Source organism: Rhizobium leguminosarum, assembly GCF_019798305.1.
Lineage (GTDB): Bacteria > Pseudomonadota > Alphaproteobacteria > Rhizobiales > Rhizobiaceae > Rhizobium > Rhizobium leguminosarum_U.
The window spans coordinates 499,002-514,327 of sequence record NZ_JAAXDD010000002.1 but is presented as its reverse complement, the minus strand read 5'-3'; the positions used below and the strand labels follow the sequence as shown (position 1 = coordinate 514,327).

General features: G+C 59.8%; 16 protein-coding genes. 13 read left to right on the top strand and 3 right to left on the bottom strand.

Features of this window, described 5'->3' with window-relative positions; all coding sequences use genetic code 11:
• Together HFO99_RS05945 and HFO99_RS05940 are read right to left on the bottom strand one after the other, a co-directional pair.
• Nucleotides 1–180: helix-turn-helix domain-containing protein (locus HFO99_RS05945; RefSeq protein WP_222359883.1), on the bottom strand; the 180-nt coding region annotated here is incomplete at its 3' end.
• A gap of 277 nt (nt 181–457) precedes the next feature.
• Nucleotides 458–1,213 carry an SDR family NAD(P)-dependent oxidoreductase gene (locus HFO99_RS05940; protein ID WP_222331517.1) on the bottom strand — a complete coding sequence of 252 codons (756 nt, stop codon included), beginning with the start codon at nt 1,211–1,213 and terminating at the stop codon, nt 458–460.
• 229 nt (nt 1,214–1,442) lie between these two features.
• Between HFO99_RS05940 and HFO99_RS05935 the strand changes: the two genes are divergently transcribed.
• From HFO99_RS05935 to HFO99_RS05910, 6 genes are all read left to right on the top strand, one after another.
• On the top strand, nt 1,443–2,030 hold the full coding sequence (locus tag HFO99_RS05935) for a L,D-transpeptidase (RefSeq protein WP_222331751.1): 588 nt from the start codon (nt 1,443–1,445) through the stop codon (nt 2,028–2,030).
• A gap of 165 nt (nt 2,031–2,195) precedes the next feature.
• Nucleotides 2,196–2,315: a hypothetical protein gene (locus tag HFO99_RS05930; protein ID WP_018243378.1), complete on the top strand. Its 120-nt coding sequence runs from the start codon at nt 2,196–2,198 to the stop codon at nt 2,313–2,315.
• 158 nt (nt 2,316–2,473) lie between these two features.
• Nucleotides 2,474–3,058: a hypothetical protein gene (locus HFO99_RS05925; protein ID WP_064246030.1), complete on the top strand. Its 585-nt coding sequence runs from the start codon at nt 2,474–2,476 to the stop codon at nt 3,056–3,058.
• Between the two features lie 50 nt (nt 3,059–3,108).
• Nucleotides 3,109–3,702, top strand: a complete 594-nt coding sequence (locus HFO99_RS05920; protein WP_222331518.1) for a protein-S-isoprenylcysteine O-methyltransferase — start codon at nt 3,109–3,111, stop codon at nt 3,700–3,702.
• A gap of 13 nt (nt 3,703–3,715) precedes the next feature.
• Entirely contained in the window at nt 3,716–4,501 is a 786-nt protein-coding gene (locus tag HFO99_RS05915; RefSeq protein ID WP_222331519.1) for a hypothetical protein, read from the top strand.
• Nucleotides 4,498–5,409 (top strand): SDR family NAD(P)-dependent oxidoreductase, encoded by a 912-nt coding sequence (locus HFO99_RS05910; RefSeq protein WP_222359881.1) that lies wholly within the window; start codon nt 4,498–4,500, stop codon nt 5,407–5,409. The genes HFO99_RS05915 and HFO99_RS05910 overlap by 4 nt, the downstream gene beginning before the upstream one ends.
• Nucleotides 5,410–5,540: 131 nt before the next feature.
• Here the strand turns inward: HFO99_RS05910 and HFO99_RS05905 are convergent, their stop codons facing one another.
• A complete protein-coding gene (locus HFO99_RS05905) occupies nt 5,541–6,854 on the bottom strand; it encodes an MFS transporter (protein WP_222359879.1) in 1,314 nt (437 codons plus the stop codon).
• Between the two features lie 213 nt (nt 6,855–7,067).
• Here HFO99_RS05905 and aqpZ point away from each other — a divergent pair, with 213 nt between their 5' ends.
• From aqpZ to HFO99_RS05870, 7 genes are all read left to right on the top strand, one after another.
• Nucleotides 7,068–7,760: an aquaporin Z gene (aqpZ, locus tag HFO99_RS05900; protein WP_315860471.1), complete on the top strand. Its 693-nt coding sequence runs from the start codon at nt 7,068–7,070 to the stop codon at nt 7,758–7,760.
• Nucleotides 7,761–8,033: 273 nt separating this feature from the next.
• Entirely contained in the window at nt 8,034–8,960 is a 927-nt protein-coding gene (locus tag HFO99_RS05895) for a D-alanine--D-alanine ligase (protein ID WP_184499653.1), read from the top strand.
• On the top strand, nt 8,948–9,880 hold the full coding sequence (locus tag HFO99_RS05890; RefSeq protein WP_064246037.1) for a cell division protein FtsQ/DivIB: 933 nt from the start codon (nt 8,948–8,950) through the stop codon (nt 9,878–9,880). Before HFO99_RS05895 ends, HFO99_RS05890 begins: the two co-directional genes overlap by 13 nt.
• Entirely contained in the window at nt 9,877–11,208 is a 1,332-nt protein-coding gene (ftsA, locus tag HFO99_RS05885) for a cell division protein FtsA (RefSeq protein ID WP_003561012.1), read from the top strand. The genes HFO99_RS05890 and ftsA overlap by 4 nt, the downstream gene beginning before the upstream one ends.
• Nucleotides 11,209–11,263: 55 nt before the next feature.
• The gene (gene ftsZ / locus HFO99_RS05880) at nt 11,264–12,979 is read left to right on the top strand and encodes a cell division protein FtsZ (protein ID WP_222359875.1); all 1,716 of its coding nucleotides are present in this window, start codon (nt 11,264–11,266) and stop codon (nt 12,977–12,979) included.
• Between the two features lie 260 nt (nt 12,980–13,239).
• A complete protein-coding gene (gene lpxC, locus HFO99_RS05875; protein ID WP_162115970.1) occupies nt 13,240–14,196 on the top strand; it encodes a UDP-3-O-acyl-N-acetylglucosamine deacetylase in 957 nt (318 codons plus the stop codon).
• A gap of 256 nt (nt 14,197–14,452) precedes the next feature.
• Complete coding sequence (locus HFO99_RS05870) at nt 14,453–15,322, top strand: outer membrane protein assembly factor BamD (RefSeq protein ID WP_222359873.1); 870 nt, start codon at nt 14,453–14,455, stop codon at nt 15,320–15,322.
• The last annotated feature ends 4 nt before the right edge of the window (nt 15,323–15,326 follow it).

Here is a 15,326-nt window from a genome sequence, read left to right as displayed (position 1 = left end):
CTTGTGGCCGCCCATCTGGCCAGGGGCCGCGCTGCCCGTCTCACGCAAGCGCCGGACCCAGTCGATCGCGGTGCTGATGCCAATGCCGAAGCGCTTTGCCGCCGCTCGACACGACAGGCCCTCGCGCATTACTGCGCCAACAACGCGTTCCCGAAGATCATCCGAAAAAGGTTTCGCCATCCAGACCAGCCTCCTGCACCGGCCAGAATGGTGAATCTGATTTGCACCACAAAGGGAATCCCTGTTCCGATTCCGACTAAAACAATCCCGCTCTAGCCGTCGCGGCTTGTTGTTCATTTGCTGCTCGAGGCTCAGACTTCCTCGCGGCCCGACAGCCGACATAGCTCAGCGGAGAGACCGCAATATGGGGGCAGAACACCGGTCCCCCAGTCAGCAGCACAGCATCAGACAAAATGGAGGTAGTCTGGAAATCCCCGCCTACTTCCCAGCCCCTTCTTCAGTGAGCGGTATAGGCCCCGTCCACCAAATAGTGCACCCCTGTAATGAAACTGGCCTGCTCGGACAGGAGGAAACACACAAGAGTCGCGACCTCTTCCGGTTTTCCACGCCTGCCCATTGGTTGAAGCGATGCCATGCGTCGCGTACTCGCCGCCTCAAGATGCTCTGACAAAAGTGGCGTTTCGATCCAGCCGGGACCGACGGCATTTATGCGGATACCCAGCCTCGCATACTCCATCGCAGCGACTTTCGTCAGTCCAACGACCCCGTGCTTGGCTGCCGTGTATGCCGCCGCGGTGGGTAGTCCAACGGACCCGAGAGTGGAAGACATATTCACAATTGCGCCGCCGCCCAGCTTAAGCATCGCGCCAATTTCGGACTTCATGCAATAGAAAACGCCGTTCAGATTGACGTTCATCACCTTGTCCCAATTGTCGAGTGGATAGTCGGCGACCGCTGCGCGCATCCCATCAATTCCCGCATTATTGACCGCCAGATCCAAGCCGCCGCACGTCTCGACGGTAAATTCGACAAGTCTCTGTACGCTTCCACTGTCACTGACATCGACGACAAATTCACGGGCGCTGCCTCCATCTGATCTGATTGCGGCGGCAATCGTGTGTGCTGCGTCAGCATTGATATCGGCGACAACGACCTCGGCACCCTCCTCAGCGAGTTGTCGGGAAACGGCGGCACCAATTCCGGAACCTGCACCCGTTACGATCGCGATTTTTCCTTCCAGGCAAAGCTTCATCGTCTCTGTCCTTGTTGATATGCTAATATTCGATCGACGCGATTGTTGATGCAAGGGGTTTCACGGATAAATGGAAGCGTATGGTATTGCGCGGCTTCAGATGTTGCCAGTGTTGCGAACTCATCCTCCACAGAGTTGAGTGTCTTTATCAGAGATGTCGGAATCTAATTTGGAATGAACGGGCTAATTTGGAATGAACGGGATCGACGGAGTTACTTGGCAGGTGGAAATGGACAAACAGCATATTACACGCCGGGGGCTCGTGCTGGGGAGCCTGGCTCTAATGCTTTCTGGATGTACTTCGGGCGATGGGCCGCCACTGGGCTACCGATTCGCTAGGGATCCGGATGCCGATCCCCGCTATCGACGACAGGAGGTCGCCTATACGGGGAGTGAACCGCCCGGAACTATCGTCGTCGATACGGCGAGCCGCTATCTTTACTTCGTGGAAGCAGACGGACTGGCGACTCGCTATGGCGTTGCCGTCGGAGAGGAAGGACTGAGTTTCAAGGGCGAAGCCACTATCGGCTATAAGGCGGAGTGGCCCTCGTGGAAGCCCACCGATGACATGATTCAACGCAAGCCCCGACTGGCCAAATATGCCGAAGGAGTACCGGGAGGACCGCTCAACCCTCTCGGTGCAGCGGCCCTCTACCTCTATCAAGGCGGACAAGATACCCTGTTCCGGTTGCATGGAACGAATGCGCCCTGGTCGATAGGCCGTGCCGTTTCGAATGGGTGTATTCGCCTGACGAACGCAAACATCGTCGACCTCTACTCCCGTGCACGCGTAGGCACGCGCGTGGTTGTCATCTGATGGTGTTTACCATTTGAAATCGCGGGGTTGGCCATAGCAATATGTATCTGCTAATGTAGATTCGTTGCATGTTGCATCATGTCTGCCCTATCCAGGGTACTGATTGTCGCTAAACTTTAAGGTGTAGCCTGAAAAGCTATACCATGATGAGGAGAGGACTTCCTGATGAGCAGAATTCTAATCGTAATCGTTGCGATGTTTGCGGTGGCCAATCTGAGTGCTTGCGGGTCGATCGGCAAAGGCAAGGGGAAGGCCCCGCCGCCGGCAGAAGCAGTCTACAAGTAGCATATCGCGTTTGATTCTTAGGAAGGGTCACATAGACCCTTCCTCTTCTTACATAAACCGCCAAGCTGCGCTCCTTCGTAACTCACAGCGCAAGAGTGGCATTTTTATATGCTGACTTCGGGCTCGCATTCGTCAGGGCCTGCATATGGAGCTTAGTGATGGCGCTTGGAAGAGGCGGTGTGTCGCTAGTTGTTATGTTGGCGTTCGTGGCATCGTCATGCCAGACAGAAGACAAAAGGCCTTTACCGCATTATACCTCCAACGGCAGAGGCGTAGCTCCAACCAATACGGCTGAAAACAAATCAAATCGGCATTTCATCGAATTCCGCTCACGCTATGCGCTGACCTACGGCCACACCTACGTCGTTTTTGGGCAGGCGGATAAAAACGGAAATATGATCAATCCCGAAGTTGCAGGGCTTGCCCCAGCTTCTCCCGATGCCGCGCAGTATGTAATAGGCCACTTCATACCGGTTCCGGCCACGACCGGAGCGACGGACGGTGACCTGGAAGAGCAATACAGATCAGCAAGCTGGCGTGTGATGCTGAGTGATAATGAATATAACGACACAGTTGCGTATATACGCAAACTGCAGGCAACCTCTCGTCTCTGGGAGGCATCGGTATACAACTGCAATGCCTTTGTGGCGGATATCGCACGGCACATGGGTTATAAGGCGCCCAGCATTTGGCTAAGGCCGCAACAGTTCATTACAAACCTTCGGGAGATGAATACAGGTTGATTACCGGGCATCCAAGAAGGCAGATCATGGAAAGGTTCTGGTGACTTGATTTGAACTTATCAGCAGCCGTCGTCGGCGAGGGCGTCTGGGTTCTCGGAATTGTTGCATGGTGCATCATTCGATACCCATTTGAGCGTCGCGCAAAGCGAGTGCCGGTCGTCAGTAACCGCCGTACCGGTTCGGAGGCGGTCGGGCTTGCGGCAGCCCTCGCCGGACTTGCGATCGTGCCGGGATTTTACGTCGCGACCGGCATCCCTAAGGCAGCCGACTATACCGCCCATTTGTGGGCCGTCGTGATCGGGACAATACTCTTCTGCGCCGCGATGTGGGTCTTTCGAAGAACCCACAAGCAATTAGGACGAAACTGGTCGATTACGCTGGAGATCCGTCAGCAGCACGAATTGATATGCGCTGGCCCGTACTCCCTTGTCCGCCACCCGATGTACACGTCGTTTCTTCTGATGGGGCTTTCACAAGCGTTTCTGCTGCCGAACTGGGTGGCAGGCATGGCGGGCCTGATCGGCTTCGCCGTTCTATTCTTCCTAAGGGTGGACAAGGAAGAACGTATGATGCTGGAAGTTTTCGGCCCGCAATATCAAGCGTATATGGCGAAGACCAAGCGCATCATCCCTTATCTTTATTAGAGGTAGCAAGAAGATGAGAGGCCGAACGATCAAGCTCTCGGCATCGCGACGCCTTGTCGGAGATCTGATGAGATTCTCGATCGGGGTGCCGCGTGTGACGGTCCAGCGACAAATGAACCTTCGGCCGCTCCTGGATGCAAGAGACGGCGCGGATGCCCGGCCGTCCTGGACGGTGCTTTTCTTGAAGGGATACGCCCTGCTCTCTCAAGAAATTCCCGAATTGCGGCGTGCTTATATCAAGTTTCCGTGGCCACAGCTCTATGAATATCCGGCCAGCGTGGCCTCCATTGCCCATGAGCGCGAGCATGACGGAGAGCGGGTCGTTCTGCTGAGCACCATCAAAGGTCCCGAGCAATGCTCAATCACCGAGCTGGAGACGCTGATCCGTTCAGCGAGGTCACTTCCGGTTCTGGAGATCAAGGAGTTTCGGCGCTCCCTGAAGCTTGCTCGCGCACCTGCCCCTCTGAGGTGGCTGCTCATGTGGCTCGGACTGAATATAGGACGGAAGCGAGCGCGCTATTTCGGCACCTTCCAACTGTCTGTCTATTCGGGTCTCGGAGCGGAGTCTCTCAACCCTCTCAGTCCGTTGACCACACTTTTCAACTACGGCCCGATCGGCGAGGATGGATCGGTTGCTGTCCGCATCCACTACGACCACAGGGTCATGGATGGAGCGAATGTCGCACGAGCATTGGAACGGTTCGAAAGGATCTTGAACGGCGAGGTCGCCGACGAAGTAAAAAGCCTCGCCCAGAGCGGAGCCGCTATCATCGTGACGGCGGTAGGAACATCGAAGTGACACCGCACAGTGAGCCCCGCTTGGCTGTCGTCGTGGTTGGCGGTTCCCGCGGCATTGGACGAGCAATCGCAAAGGTTGCGGCACGCGAACACAATGTCGTCGTGCTCGTCGCGCGTTCGCCGGAAGGCCTCGCCGCTGCGGCGGCCGACGTACAGCAGGCCGGTGGTGAGCCCTTCACGTTGGAGCTGGATCTCTTCGCAGCCGATGCGTCGGCACGTCTTGAGGCTTTTCTAATCGCCAACGATTTGGTCTGCGGCGTCCTGGTCAACAGTGCCGGATATGGTCTGCGAGGCGCAGCAACGTTACTCCCCGTCAAAGATCAGATGGGGATTATCGATGTCAATATACGCGCCCTGACCGACATGACCCTTCGCTTCCTGCCTGGAATGCTGGCGCGCGGACGTGGCGGCGTGATCAATCTCGGCTCCGTAGCGGGTCTCGTTCCCGGGCCGTACATGGCATTGTATTACGCAAGCAAGGGTTTTGTGCGCTCTTTTTCGGACGCGCTCCATCAGGAAGTGCGCCGTTTTGGCGTTACCGTGACATGTGTGGCGCCAGGACCGGTATCCACCGAATTCCTTGAAAAGGCCGGCGCGAACCGGGCGGCTCTCTTCAAGATATTGCCCAAGCTGGACGCTGAATATGTCGCTGAGCGGGCCTGGAGCGGTTTCAACTCCGGCCGTCGCCGCGTCGTTCCCGGCATTTCAGCCAAGTTGTTTACTCTTGTCGCCGCATTCTTGCCGACCGCAGTTATTCTCCCCCTGATCGGTCGCCTGCAGCGCAGGAGCAAAGATCCATGTCCTTGCGGTTCAGGGAAAAGCCTCAAGGAATGTTGCGGTAGCCGCTCCCCGGCACGGAGCAACATGCAGAAAATAATGCCTGTCGACGAGGGTGAAGCCGACCGATGATGCCAGCCACGCAGAGATCCACCGTATGATCTTCCTCGCGATTACCAGGCTATAAACGCACAAAGCACGCTGGATAGCCGTCTGAAGCCGCGACGAGTGTCGCGGCTTTTTTTGCTTGCACGGCAGATGGCTCAGACTTCCTCGCGGCCCGACAGCCGGATGCAGACCAGCGAGATCACCGCCGAGGCGGCAAGGTAGTAGCCGACATAGTCCAGGCTGTAATGGGTGGCGAGCCAGGTGGCGATATAAGGGGCGAGCGAAGCGCCGAAGATGCCGCCGAGGTTGAAGGTCATCGAGGCGCCGGTATAGCGCACCATGGTCGGGAAGGGAGCGGCAAGGGCAGCGCCGATCGGACCATAGGTGAAACCCATCAAGGCGAGGCCGATGATCGAGCACAGGAAAGCGCCGGTCAGACCGCTGGTCAACAGCGTCGCGTAGAAGAAGCCGAAGATCGCGATGGCAATCGTCGTCAGCGTCAGGATGAGGCGGCGCGAGTAGAGGTCGGAAAGCCAGCCAGAGAGTGGAATCGTCAGGCCGAAAAAGACGACGCCGACAAGCTGGACGATCAGGAACTGCTCTCTCGTATAGCCAAGCCCGCCCTTTTCCAAGGGGGTCGTGCCCCAGGAGAGCGTGAAGACTGTCATCAGGTAGAACAGCACGAAGGTCGCGACTGCAATGAAGGTGCCGAGGATCAGGCTGCGCAGATGACCGCGGAAGACCACCTCGATCGGCACGGCGACGCGCTGTTGCTTTTCGACGGCTTTGCGGAATTCCGGCGTCTCGGCGATCTTGAGGCGGACATAGAGGCCGACGGCAACGAGGGCGAGGCTGGCGATGAAGGGAATGCGCCATCCGTAGTCGAGGAAATCCTCGTTGCTCATCGTTTCCGCCAGGATGAGGAAGAAGCCGGAGGAGAGGATGAAGCCGATCGGCGCGCCGAGCTGCGGGAACATGGCGTACCAGCTACGCTTGCCGGGAGGAGCGTTTTCGGTGGCAAGCAGAACGGCGCCGCCCCATTCGCCGCCGAGGCCGAGGCCCTGACCGAACCGGCAAAGCGCCAGCAACAAGGGTGCTGCGATGCCGATCGCATCATAGCCCGGCAGCATGCCGATCAGGACCGTCGAAAGCCCCATCGTCATCAGCGCAGCGACGAGCGTCGCCTTGCGGCCGATGCGGTCGCCAAAATGACCGAAAATGACGGCGCCGATGGGGCGGGCGAAAAAGGCGATCGAGAAGGTGACGAGCGACTGCAGCGTTGCGGCGTTTGAATCGCTTGCCGGGAAGAAGAGATGCGGAAAGACGAGCACGGCTGCCGTCGCGTAGACGTAGAAGTCGAAGAATTCGATGGTGGTGCCGACAAGGCTGGCGATGAGGACGCGAGCCGGGGAATTGACTTGCGTGCTGTTCAAGGCAGGAGTCGGCGATGCGGAGATCGCGTCTGTCATTTTCATTCCAATCAATATTTCTATGAAGCGCCCTGGGAGGCTGGCGGGTCTTAGCGCAATTTCCGGTCTGAGAAAACGTCTCCTGGGCCATAGGTATCGCATCTCGAACCCGTTTCTCGATCCTTTCGTGAAGCTTGCCTTCGCAATGTCCGCGCGCTTGACCGGAATCAAATTGTAACGGATTCATTTAAACTCTTGGTTGAGCTTAAGGAGGTGAGCATGCAAAAGAGTCTGGTTGCTGAGTTTCTCGGCACGTTCTGGCTGGTCTTCGGGGGATGCGGCAGCGCCGTGCTGGCCGCGGCTTATCCCGAACTTGGGATCGGTTTTGTCGGCGTGGCCTTTGCGTTCGGTCTGACCGTGCTCACCATGGCCTATGCCGTGGGCGGCATTTCGGGCGGTCATTTCAATCCCGCCGTCTCGCTTGGCCTTACGGTTGCCGGACGGTTTCCGGCGGCGCGTCTCGTTCCCTATGTCGTTGTGCAGGTTGTCGGCGCCATCGCTGCGGCGGCGCTGCTTTATCTCGTCGCCAGCGGCAAGGCGGGGTTCGAGCTCGGCGGCTTTGCCGCCAACGGATATGGCGACCATTCTCCGGGTAGTTATTCACTGCTTTCGGCGCTGCTGATCGAAGTGCTGCTGACCATGTTCTTCCTGATCATCATCCTGGGGTCGACCAGCAGCCGGGTGCCTGCGGGCTTCGCGCCGCTTGCGATCGGCCTCGGGCTGACGCTGATCCATCTCGTTTCTATCCCCGTGACGAATACCTCGGTCAATCCGGCGCGTTCCACCGGCCAGGCGCTTTTCGTCGGCGGCTGGGCGCTGCAGCAGCTCTGGCTGTTCTGGATTGCGCCACTTGCGGGCGGGGCGCTCGGCGGGTTTGTGTGGAAATTCCTCGACGACGCCGACTGACTGCAAGGCGCTGAGCTATCCCATTGAGCCCGCACGGTTTTTCCGCGCGGGTTTTTCTGTTTTCGCGGATCGGCGGCATCTTCGATCTGGCAATCCCGAAGAAGAGAAGGTTAAAAAATCAAGGGCGCGGCAATACGAAGTTAACGAAAGTAAACACTTCATTAACCATAATGATGCTCTAATGCACCCAGGTCGGACAAAGGCCTGAAACGACGCAGACAGCTTCGCGCAAGCGTCGATTTCGAAAATGGAAGTTATTTTTTGGGGGTGTTGATGAGTCGCAAGCATGTCGCTGTCCTGATGGGCGGATTTTCCTCGGAAAGGCCTGTCAGCCTTTCCTCGGGAAAGGCTTGCGCAGAAGCCCTCGAGGCGGAGGGTTTCGACGTGACGCGCATCGACGTGGCGCGCGACGTTTCCGAGAAACTCGCCGCGCTGAAGCCCGATGTCGTCTTCAATGCGCTTCACGGCCCGTTCGGCGAGGACGGCACCATTCAGGGCATCCTCGAATATCTTGAAATCCCCTATACGCATTCGGGCGTGCTTGCCTCGGCGCTGGCGATGGACAAGGACAAGGCGAAGCTCGTTGCCGCCGCCGCCGGCATTCCGGTGGCCGAATCGCAGGTGGTCAACCGTTTCGCCTTTCCCTCAACGCATCCGATGAAGCCGCCCTATGTGGTGAAACCCGTCCGCGAAGGGTCGAGCTTCGGCGTCGTCATCGTCACGGAAGATCAGGCGCATCCGCCACAGATCGTCAGCTCGCCCGAATGGCGCTACGGCGAAGAGGTGATCGTCGAGCGCTATATTTACGGTCGCGAACTCACCTGCGGTGTCATGGGTGAAACGCCCCTCGGTGTCACTGAAGTGGTGCCGCAGGGACACAATTTTTATGATTACGACTCCAAGTATGCGGCTGGCGGTTCAAAACACGTCATACCCGCGAAAATTTCACCGAATATTTACCAAAAAATACAAACATTGTCCCTAAGGGCGCATCAGGCAATCGGTTGTCGCGGCGTCAGTCGGTCCGACTTTCGTTACGACGATCGTTTCTCCGAAGACGGCGAAATCATCTGGCTGGAGGTCAATACCCAGCCAGGGATGACTCCAACCTCGCTCGTGCCCGAAATGGCCGGTCATGCCGGCTATTCCTTTGGTCAGTTTCTCCGGTGGATGGTGGAGGACGCGTCTTGTTTGCGTTGACAGTCAAGAGGATAGGGCGCCCCAGCCATCATGCCGTGCTTCCGATCATGGAAGCCGAAGAGCGGTTCGTGCTGCCGCGTCCGCTGCGCCGGGTCACGCGCTTCCTGATCAGCCTCTGCAGCGGCCGCATCCATATTCCCGTTCATACGGGCACGGTCTCCGCACTCGCCTTCCTGGCTGCGACGGGGTTTTACGGCATGTCGCTCGGCGGCCACACGGAAGCCGTCGCGCAGGCGACAACGACGGCCGCGGGTTTCGCGATCGAGGACGTCAAGGTCTCCGGCAACTCGGAGACCTCCGAAATCGAGATCCTGCAGCTGATCGGCCTTGACGGCACGACCTCGCTGGTCGCCCTCGACGTCGATGCCGCCCGCCGGAAGATCGCCCATCTTCCCTGGGTCGAAAATGTCGAGGTCCGCAAGATTTATCCGAAAACGATCGAAGTGAAGCTCAAGGAGCGCCAGGCCTATGCGATCTGGCAGCACGGACAGGAGCTTTCCCTGATCGAGAAGAACGGCAGCGTCATTGCGCCGCTGCGCGACAACAAGTTTTCGGCGCTGCCGCTCGTCGTCGGCCGCGATGCCGAAACGGCGGCGGCTTCGATCGACGACGCCTTCTCGAAGTGGCCCGACGTGAAGGCCCGCGTGAAGGCCTATGTCTGGATATCGGGCCGTCGCTGGGACCTGCACATGGACAACGGCGTCGTCGTCAAGCTGCCGGAAGACGGTATCGACCAGGCACTGGCGACGCTTTCGAAGTTCGACAAGGAGCACCAGCTCCTGGAACGGGACATTGCTGCGGTCGATCTCAGGCTGGCCGACAGAACCGCGATCCAGCTGACGCCGGAGGCGGCGATCCGCAGGCAGACGGCAGTGACGGAGCGTACGAAAGAATTGAAGAAGGCGGGGCAGAATATATGAGCTTGTTCGGTTCATCCCATTTCGGATTGCCGCGCCTGAAGCCGCTTTCGTCGAAGCGGTCGCATGTCGTTTCGGTGCTCGACATCGGTTCGACCAAGGTCGTCTGCATGATCGGCCGGCTGACGCCGCGCGAGGAAAGCCAGATCCTGCCGGGCCGCACGCACAATATCGAGATCATCGGCATCGGCCACCAGCGGTCCCGTGGCATCAAGACCGGCGTCATCGCCGATCTCGACGCGCTGGAAGGCGTCATCCGTCTCGCCGTTGATGCGGCCGAGCGCATGGCGGGGCTGACCGTCGAAAGCCTGATCGTCAACCTGACGGCCGGCCGCCTGGGCAGCGACATCTACACGGCGACGATCGATCTCGGCGGCCAGGAAGTCGAGCTCAACGATCTGAAGAAGGTGCTGTCGGCCGCTTGTCAGCAGTCGCTCCGCCAGGACCGTTCGGTGCTGCATTCGCTGGCGACCGGCTTCTCGCTCGACGGCGAGCGCGGCATCCGCGATCCGCTGGCGATGTACGGCGATGCGCTCGGCGTCGACATGCATGTCGTCACGGCGGAGCGCTCCGCGCTGAAGAACCTCGAGCTTAGCGTCAACCGCGCGCATCTGTCGGTCGAGGGCATCGTCGCGACGCCCTATGCATCGGGCCTTGCGGCTCTCGTCGACGACGAGGTCGAGCTCGGCTGCGCGGCAATCGACATGGGCGGCGGCACGACGACGATCTCGGTCTTTGCCGAAGGCAAACTCGTTCATACTGATGCCGTCGGCCTTGGCGGCCATCACGTCACCACCGACCTGGCGCGCGGGCTTTCGACCCGCATCGAGGATGCGGAGCGGCTGAAGGTCGTGCATGCCTCGGCACTTTCGAATTCCTCCGACGAGCGCGAGCTGATCTCGATCCCGCCGATCGGCGAGGACGATCGCGACCAGCCGTCACAGGTGCCGCGGGCGCTGGTTTCGCGCATCGTGTCGGCCCGAATCGAAGAGACGATGGAACTGATTCGCGACCGTATCCAGCGCTCAGGCTTCAGCCCGATCGTCGGCAAGCGTGTCGTGCTGACCGGCGGGGCGAGCCAGCTGACCGGCCTTGCCGACGTGGCGCGGCGCATCCTTGCCCGCAACGTCCGCATCGGCCGTCCGATGGGCGTCTCGGGGCTGCCGACGGCGGCCAAGGGTCCGGCCTTTTCGACGGCCGTCGGCCTGATGATTTATCCGCAGGTCGCGGACATGGAGACACATGCGTCACAGAGCGGTCTGCTCATGTCGCTTGGGGGAAATAACAGCCGCATAGCCCGCATGGGCCAGTGGCTGAAGGAAAGTTTCTGAAATTGAGTAATTGGCCGGCGTGGCGATGCGGCCAGAGAGAGAAGGAACAGGTACCATGACCATCAAGCTGCAAAAGCCTGACATCACAGAGCTGAAGCCGCGCATCACCGTGTTCGGCGTTGGCGGCGGTGGCGGCAATGCCGTCAACAACATGATTACCGCCGGCCTCCAGGGTGTCGACTTCGTCGTCGCCAACACGGATGCGCAGGCGCTGACGATGACGAAGGCTGAGCGCATCATCCAGCTCGGCGTCAACGTCACCGAAGGCCTCGGTGCCGGCTCGCAGCCGGAAGTCGGCCGCGCGGCCGCCGAGGAGTGCATCGACGAAATCGTCGATCACCTGAACGGCACGCATATGTGCTTCGTCACCGCAGGCATGGGCGGCGGCACCGGTACAGGTGCTGCTCCCGTTGTCGCGCAGGCCGCCCGCAACAAGGGCATCCTGACGGTCGGCGTCGTCACCAAGCCGTTCCATTTCGAAGGCGGGCGCCGCATGCGCCTGGCCGAGATGGGCATCCAGGAGCTGCAGAAGTCTGTCGATACGCTGATCGTCATTCCGAACCAGAACCTCTTCCGCATTGCCAACGACAAGACGACCTTCGCCGATGCCTTCGCCATGGCCGACCAGGTTCTCTATTCGGGCGTTGCCTGCATCACCGACCTGATGGTCAAGGAAGGCCTCATCAACCTCGACTTCGCCGACGTCCGCTCGGTGATGCGCGAAATGGGCCGCGCGATGATGGGCACCGGCGAAGCCTCCGGCTCCGGCCGCGCGCTGCAGGCCGCAGAGGCTGCTATCGCCAACCCGCTGCTCGACGAAACCTCGATGAAGGGCGCCCAGGGCCTGCTGATCTCCATCACCGGCGGTCGCGACCTCACCCTTTTCGAAGTCGACGAAGCCGCGACCCGCATCCGCGAGGAAGTCGATCCTGACGCCAACATCATCCTCGGCGCCACCTTCGACGAATCGCTCGAAGGCATCATCCGCGTCTCGGTCGTCGCAACCGGCATCGACCGGGCGATGAACGAAGCCGCCGAACGGAACCTCCAGCCGGCAGCAAGGCCCGCTATCCGCCCCTCCGCGGCTGTTGCTCCGGCAGCGGCCGCAGTTCAGCCTGCCCCCGTGATGCAGGCACCGAAGGCCATGGATCCGATCGCGCAGACCATCCGCGAAGCCGAGATGGAACGCGAGCTCGAAATTCCGGCCCCGCGTGCCGCCGCACCGCTGCAGCAGCCGGTCGTACAGCAAGAAACCTTCCGTCCGCAGAGCAAGATCTTCGCGCCTGCACCGGAAGCTCCGGCAATGCGTCCGGCACCGGTGCAGCAGCAGGCTCCGGCGCCCGTCATGAGCCAGCCGGTGATAAGCCAGCCGGTCCAGCAGCCGGTTCGGCAGGAGCCGACCATCCGCCAGACGCCCGAACCGATGCGCATGCCGAAGGTCGAGGATTTCCCGCCGGTCGTCCAGGCCGAACTCGACCACCGCACGCAGCCGGCCTCCGCGCATGCGGCGGAAGAGCGCGGTCCGATGGGCCTGCTCAAGCGAATCACCAATTCGCTTGGCCGCCGCGACGACGACGCCGTTGCCGCCGATATGAGCGCCGCACCGCCGGCCGCTTCGCAGCAGCGCCGTCCGCTATCGCCGGAGGCAAGCCTCTACGCACCGCGTCGCGGCAACCTCGACGACCAGGGCCGAGCAGTTCCGCAGGCCCGGATGATGCAGGAAGACGACCAACTGGAAATCCCGGCATTCCTGCGTCGCCAGTCGAACTGAGTCCGTGCTTCGGCGCCGTTCATGCCCGGGATCAAGGTCCCGGGCATTGCTGCTTTTTTGCCCGTGATTCGCAAATGATTTCAATCGCGTGACTTCGTAACAAAGCGAAAGAAACAGTGATTTGGATTGGAGCGCCGGCGCACGTAAGTATGGTGCAAGAAAACTGCCCTAGGAGGCTTTCAACAGCTCCTTCCGCAGAATGAACGATGACCGCGCCGATCGGACAGACCGCCGGTACGGAAGAATAAAAGGCAGAATTTATGGCAATTGGCTTGCTGGGTTTTCAAACGACGGTATCGCGTCCCGTGACGCTTTCGGGCATCGGAGTGCATTCGGGCGCAGAAGTCTCGATCACCCTGAACCCGGCCGAATCGGACACCGGCGTCGTTTTCCAGCGCCTGCATGACAATGGCGATATTACCGAACTCAAGGCCGTCTCTTCGCAGGTCGGCAATACTGACCTCTGCACCGTACTCGGCTTCTCACCCGCCCATTCGGTCGCGACGATCGAGCATGTCATGGCCGCCGTCTATGCGCTTGGCCTCGACAATGTGGTGATCGAGGTGCAGGGCTCCGAAATGCCGATCATGGACGGCAGCTCGCTACCTTTCGTCGAGGCGATCGAGCAGGTCGGTCTCGTCTCGCTTGGCGTCAAGCGCCGTTATATCCGTATCACCAAGCCGGTGCGAATCGAGCATGGCGGCTCCTGGAGTGAGTTCCGTCCCTATGACGGTACGCGCTTCGAAGTCGAGATCGATTTCGACTGCCCGCTGATCGGCCGGCAGAAGTGGGCCGGCGACATGACCGCCGCCGTCTTCAAGACCGAGCTTTCCCGCGCCCGCACCTTCGGGTTCATGCGCGATGTCGAGCGTCTCTGGGCGTCGGGCCACGCGCTCGGCTCCTCGCTTGAAAATTCAGTCGTCATCTCCGACGACAACACCGTCATCAACGTCGAAGGTCTGCGTTACGCCAAGGACGAATTCGTCCGCCACAAGACGCTCGATGCCGTCGGCGATCTGTCGCTTGCCGGCGCCCAGTTCATTGGCTGCTACCGCTCCTATCGCGGCGGTCACAAGATGAATGCCAATGCGCTGAAGGCGCTGCTCGCCGATCCCTCCGCCTACGAGGTTGTGGAGACGTCGACGCCGCGCCAGCGCGTCGCTGCCCGCGAACTGATTGCAGTCAGCGCTTCGGAATTCGCTCCCTGGTCGGCATGACCTCCAGCATATTCTCAAGACCAGGCCGCCTCTTTCCCGGAGGCGGTTTTTTTATGTCCGGCCGTGTCTGCGTCGATAGCTGATGCTTGGCTGCCACAGGTCGGGAAGAAGTTGAAAAGCCGGTCATTCTGCGGCTGCTGCCACAAAAATGCGTTAATGCCTTATCATTGCGTTGCTCTTGATGCACATTTGTGGCTAGAAACGCCAGCGAGGCGTGGCTGCCGTGGAGAGAGCGGCGGCAGTGGGGTTCTTTCGAATGGGTTATGCAGGATCTGAAGGTATGATGAAGACAACGCGCGCCTTGTTCGCATCGCTTCTGGTGCTCAGCGCAGGCGCCTCGATCTCCGGTTGCCAGTCGGATCCCGATATCGACATCACCAAGCTCGGTCTCGAAACCGATCCGCCTGACGTGCTCTACACCCAGGGCCTTGCCAATATGAAGGCCGGCAACATGGCGGAAGCGGCGCGCAAGTTCGACGCGATCGACCGCGAAAACCCATTCTCCGAATGGGCGCGCAAGGCGCTTGTGATGAGCACCTTCGTCAAATACCGCCAGGGCCGCCTGGACGATGCGCTTGCTTCCGGCAACCGCTACATGTCGCAATATCCGAAGTCCCAGGATGCCGCCTATGTGCAGTATCTTATCGGTCTTACCTATTCCAAGCAGATCGTCGACGTGACGCAGGACCAGCGCGCCTCCGCCAAGACGATCGAGGCGATGCAGGCCGTCATCGACAATTATCCGAACTCCGAATATGTCGATGACGCACAGGCCAAGATCCGCTTTGCGCGCGACCAGCTTGCCGGCAAGGAAATGCAGATCGGCCGCTACTACATGGAGCGGAAGGAATATCTCGCCGCGATCTCGCGCTTCCGCCTCGTCGTCGAGAAATATCCGAATACAAACCAGATCGAAGAGGCCTTAGCACGTCTCGTCGAAGCTTATTACGCCATGGGCATTGTCGACGAGGCGCAGACAGCCGCTGCCGTTCTCGGTCACAATTATCCCGACAGCCAGTGGTATGCTGATTCCTACAAGCTGCTGCAGAGCGGCGGTGCCGAGCCGCGTGAAAACAAGGGCTCGTGGATCGCGGCAGCGGGCAAGAAACTTCTTCTCGGTTCCTGAGGCC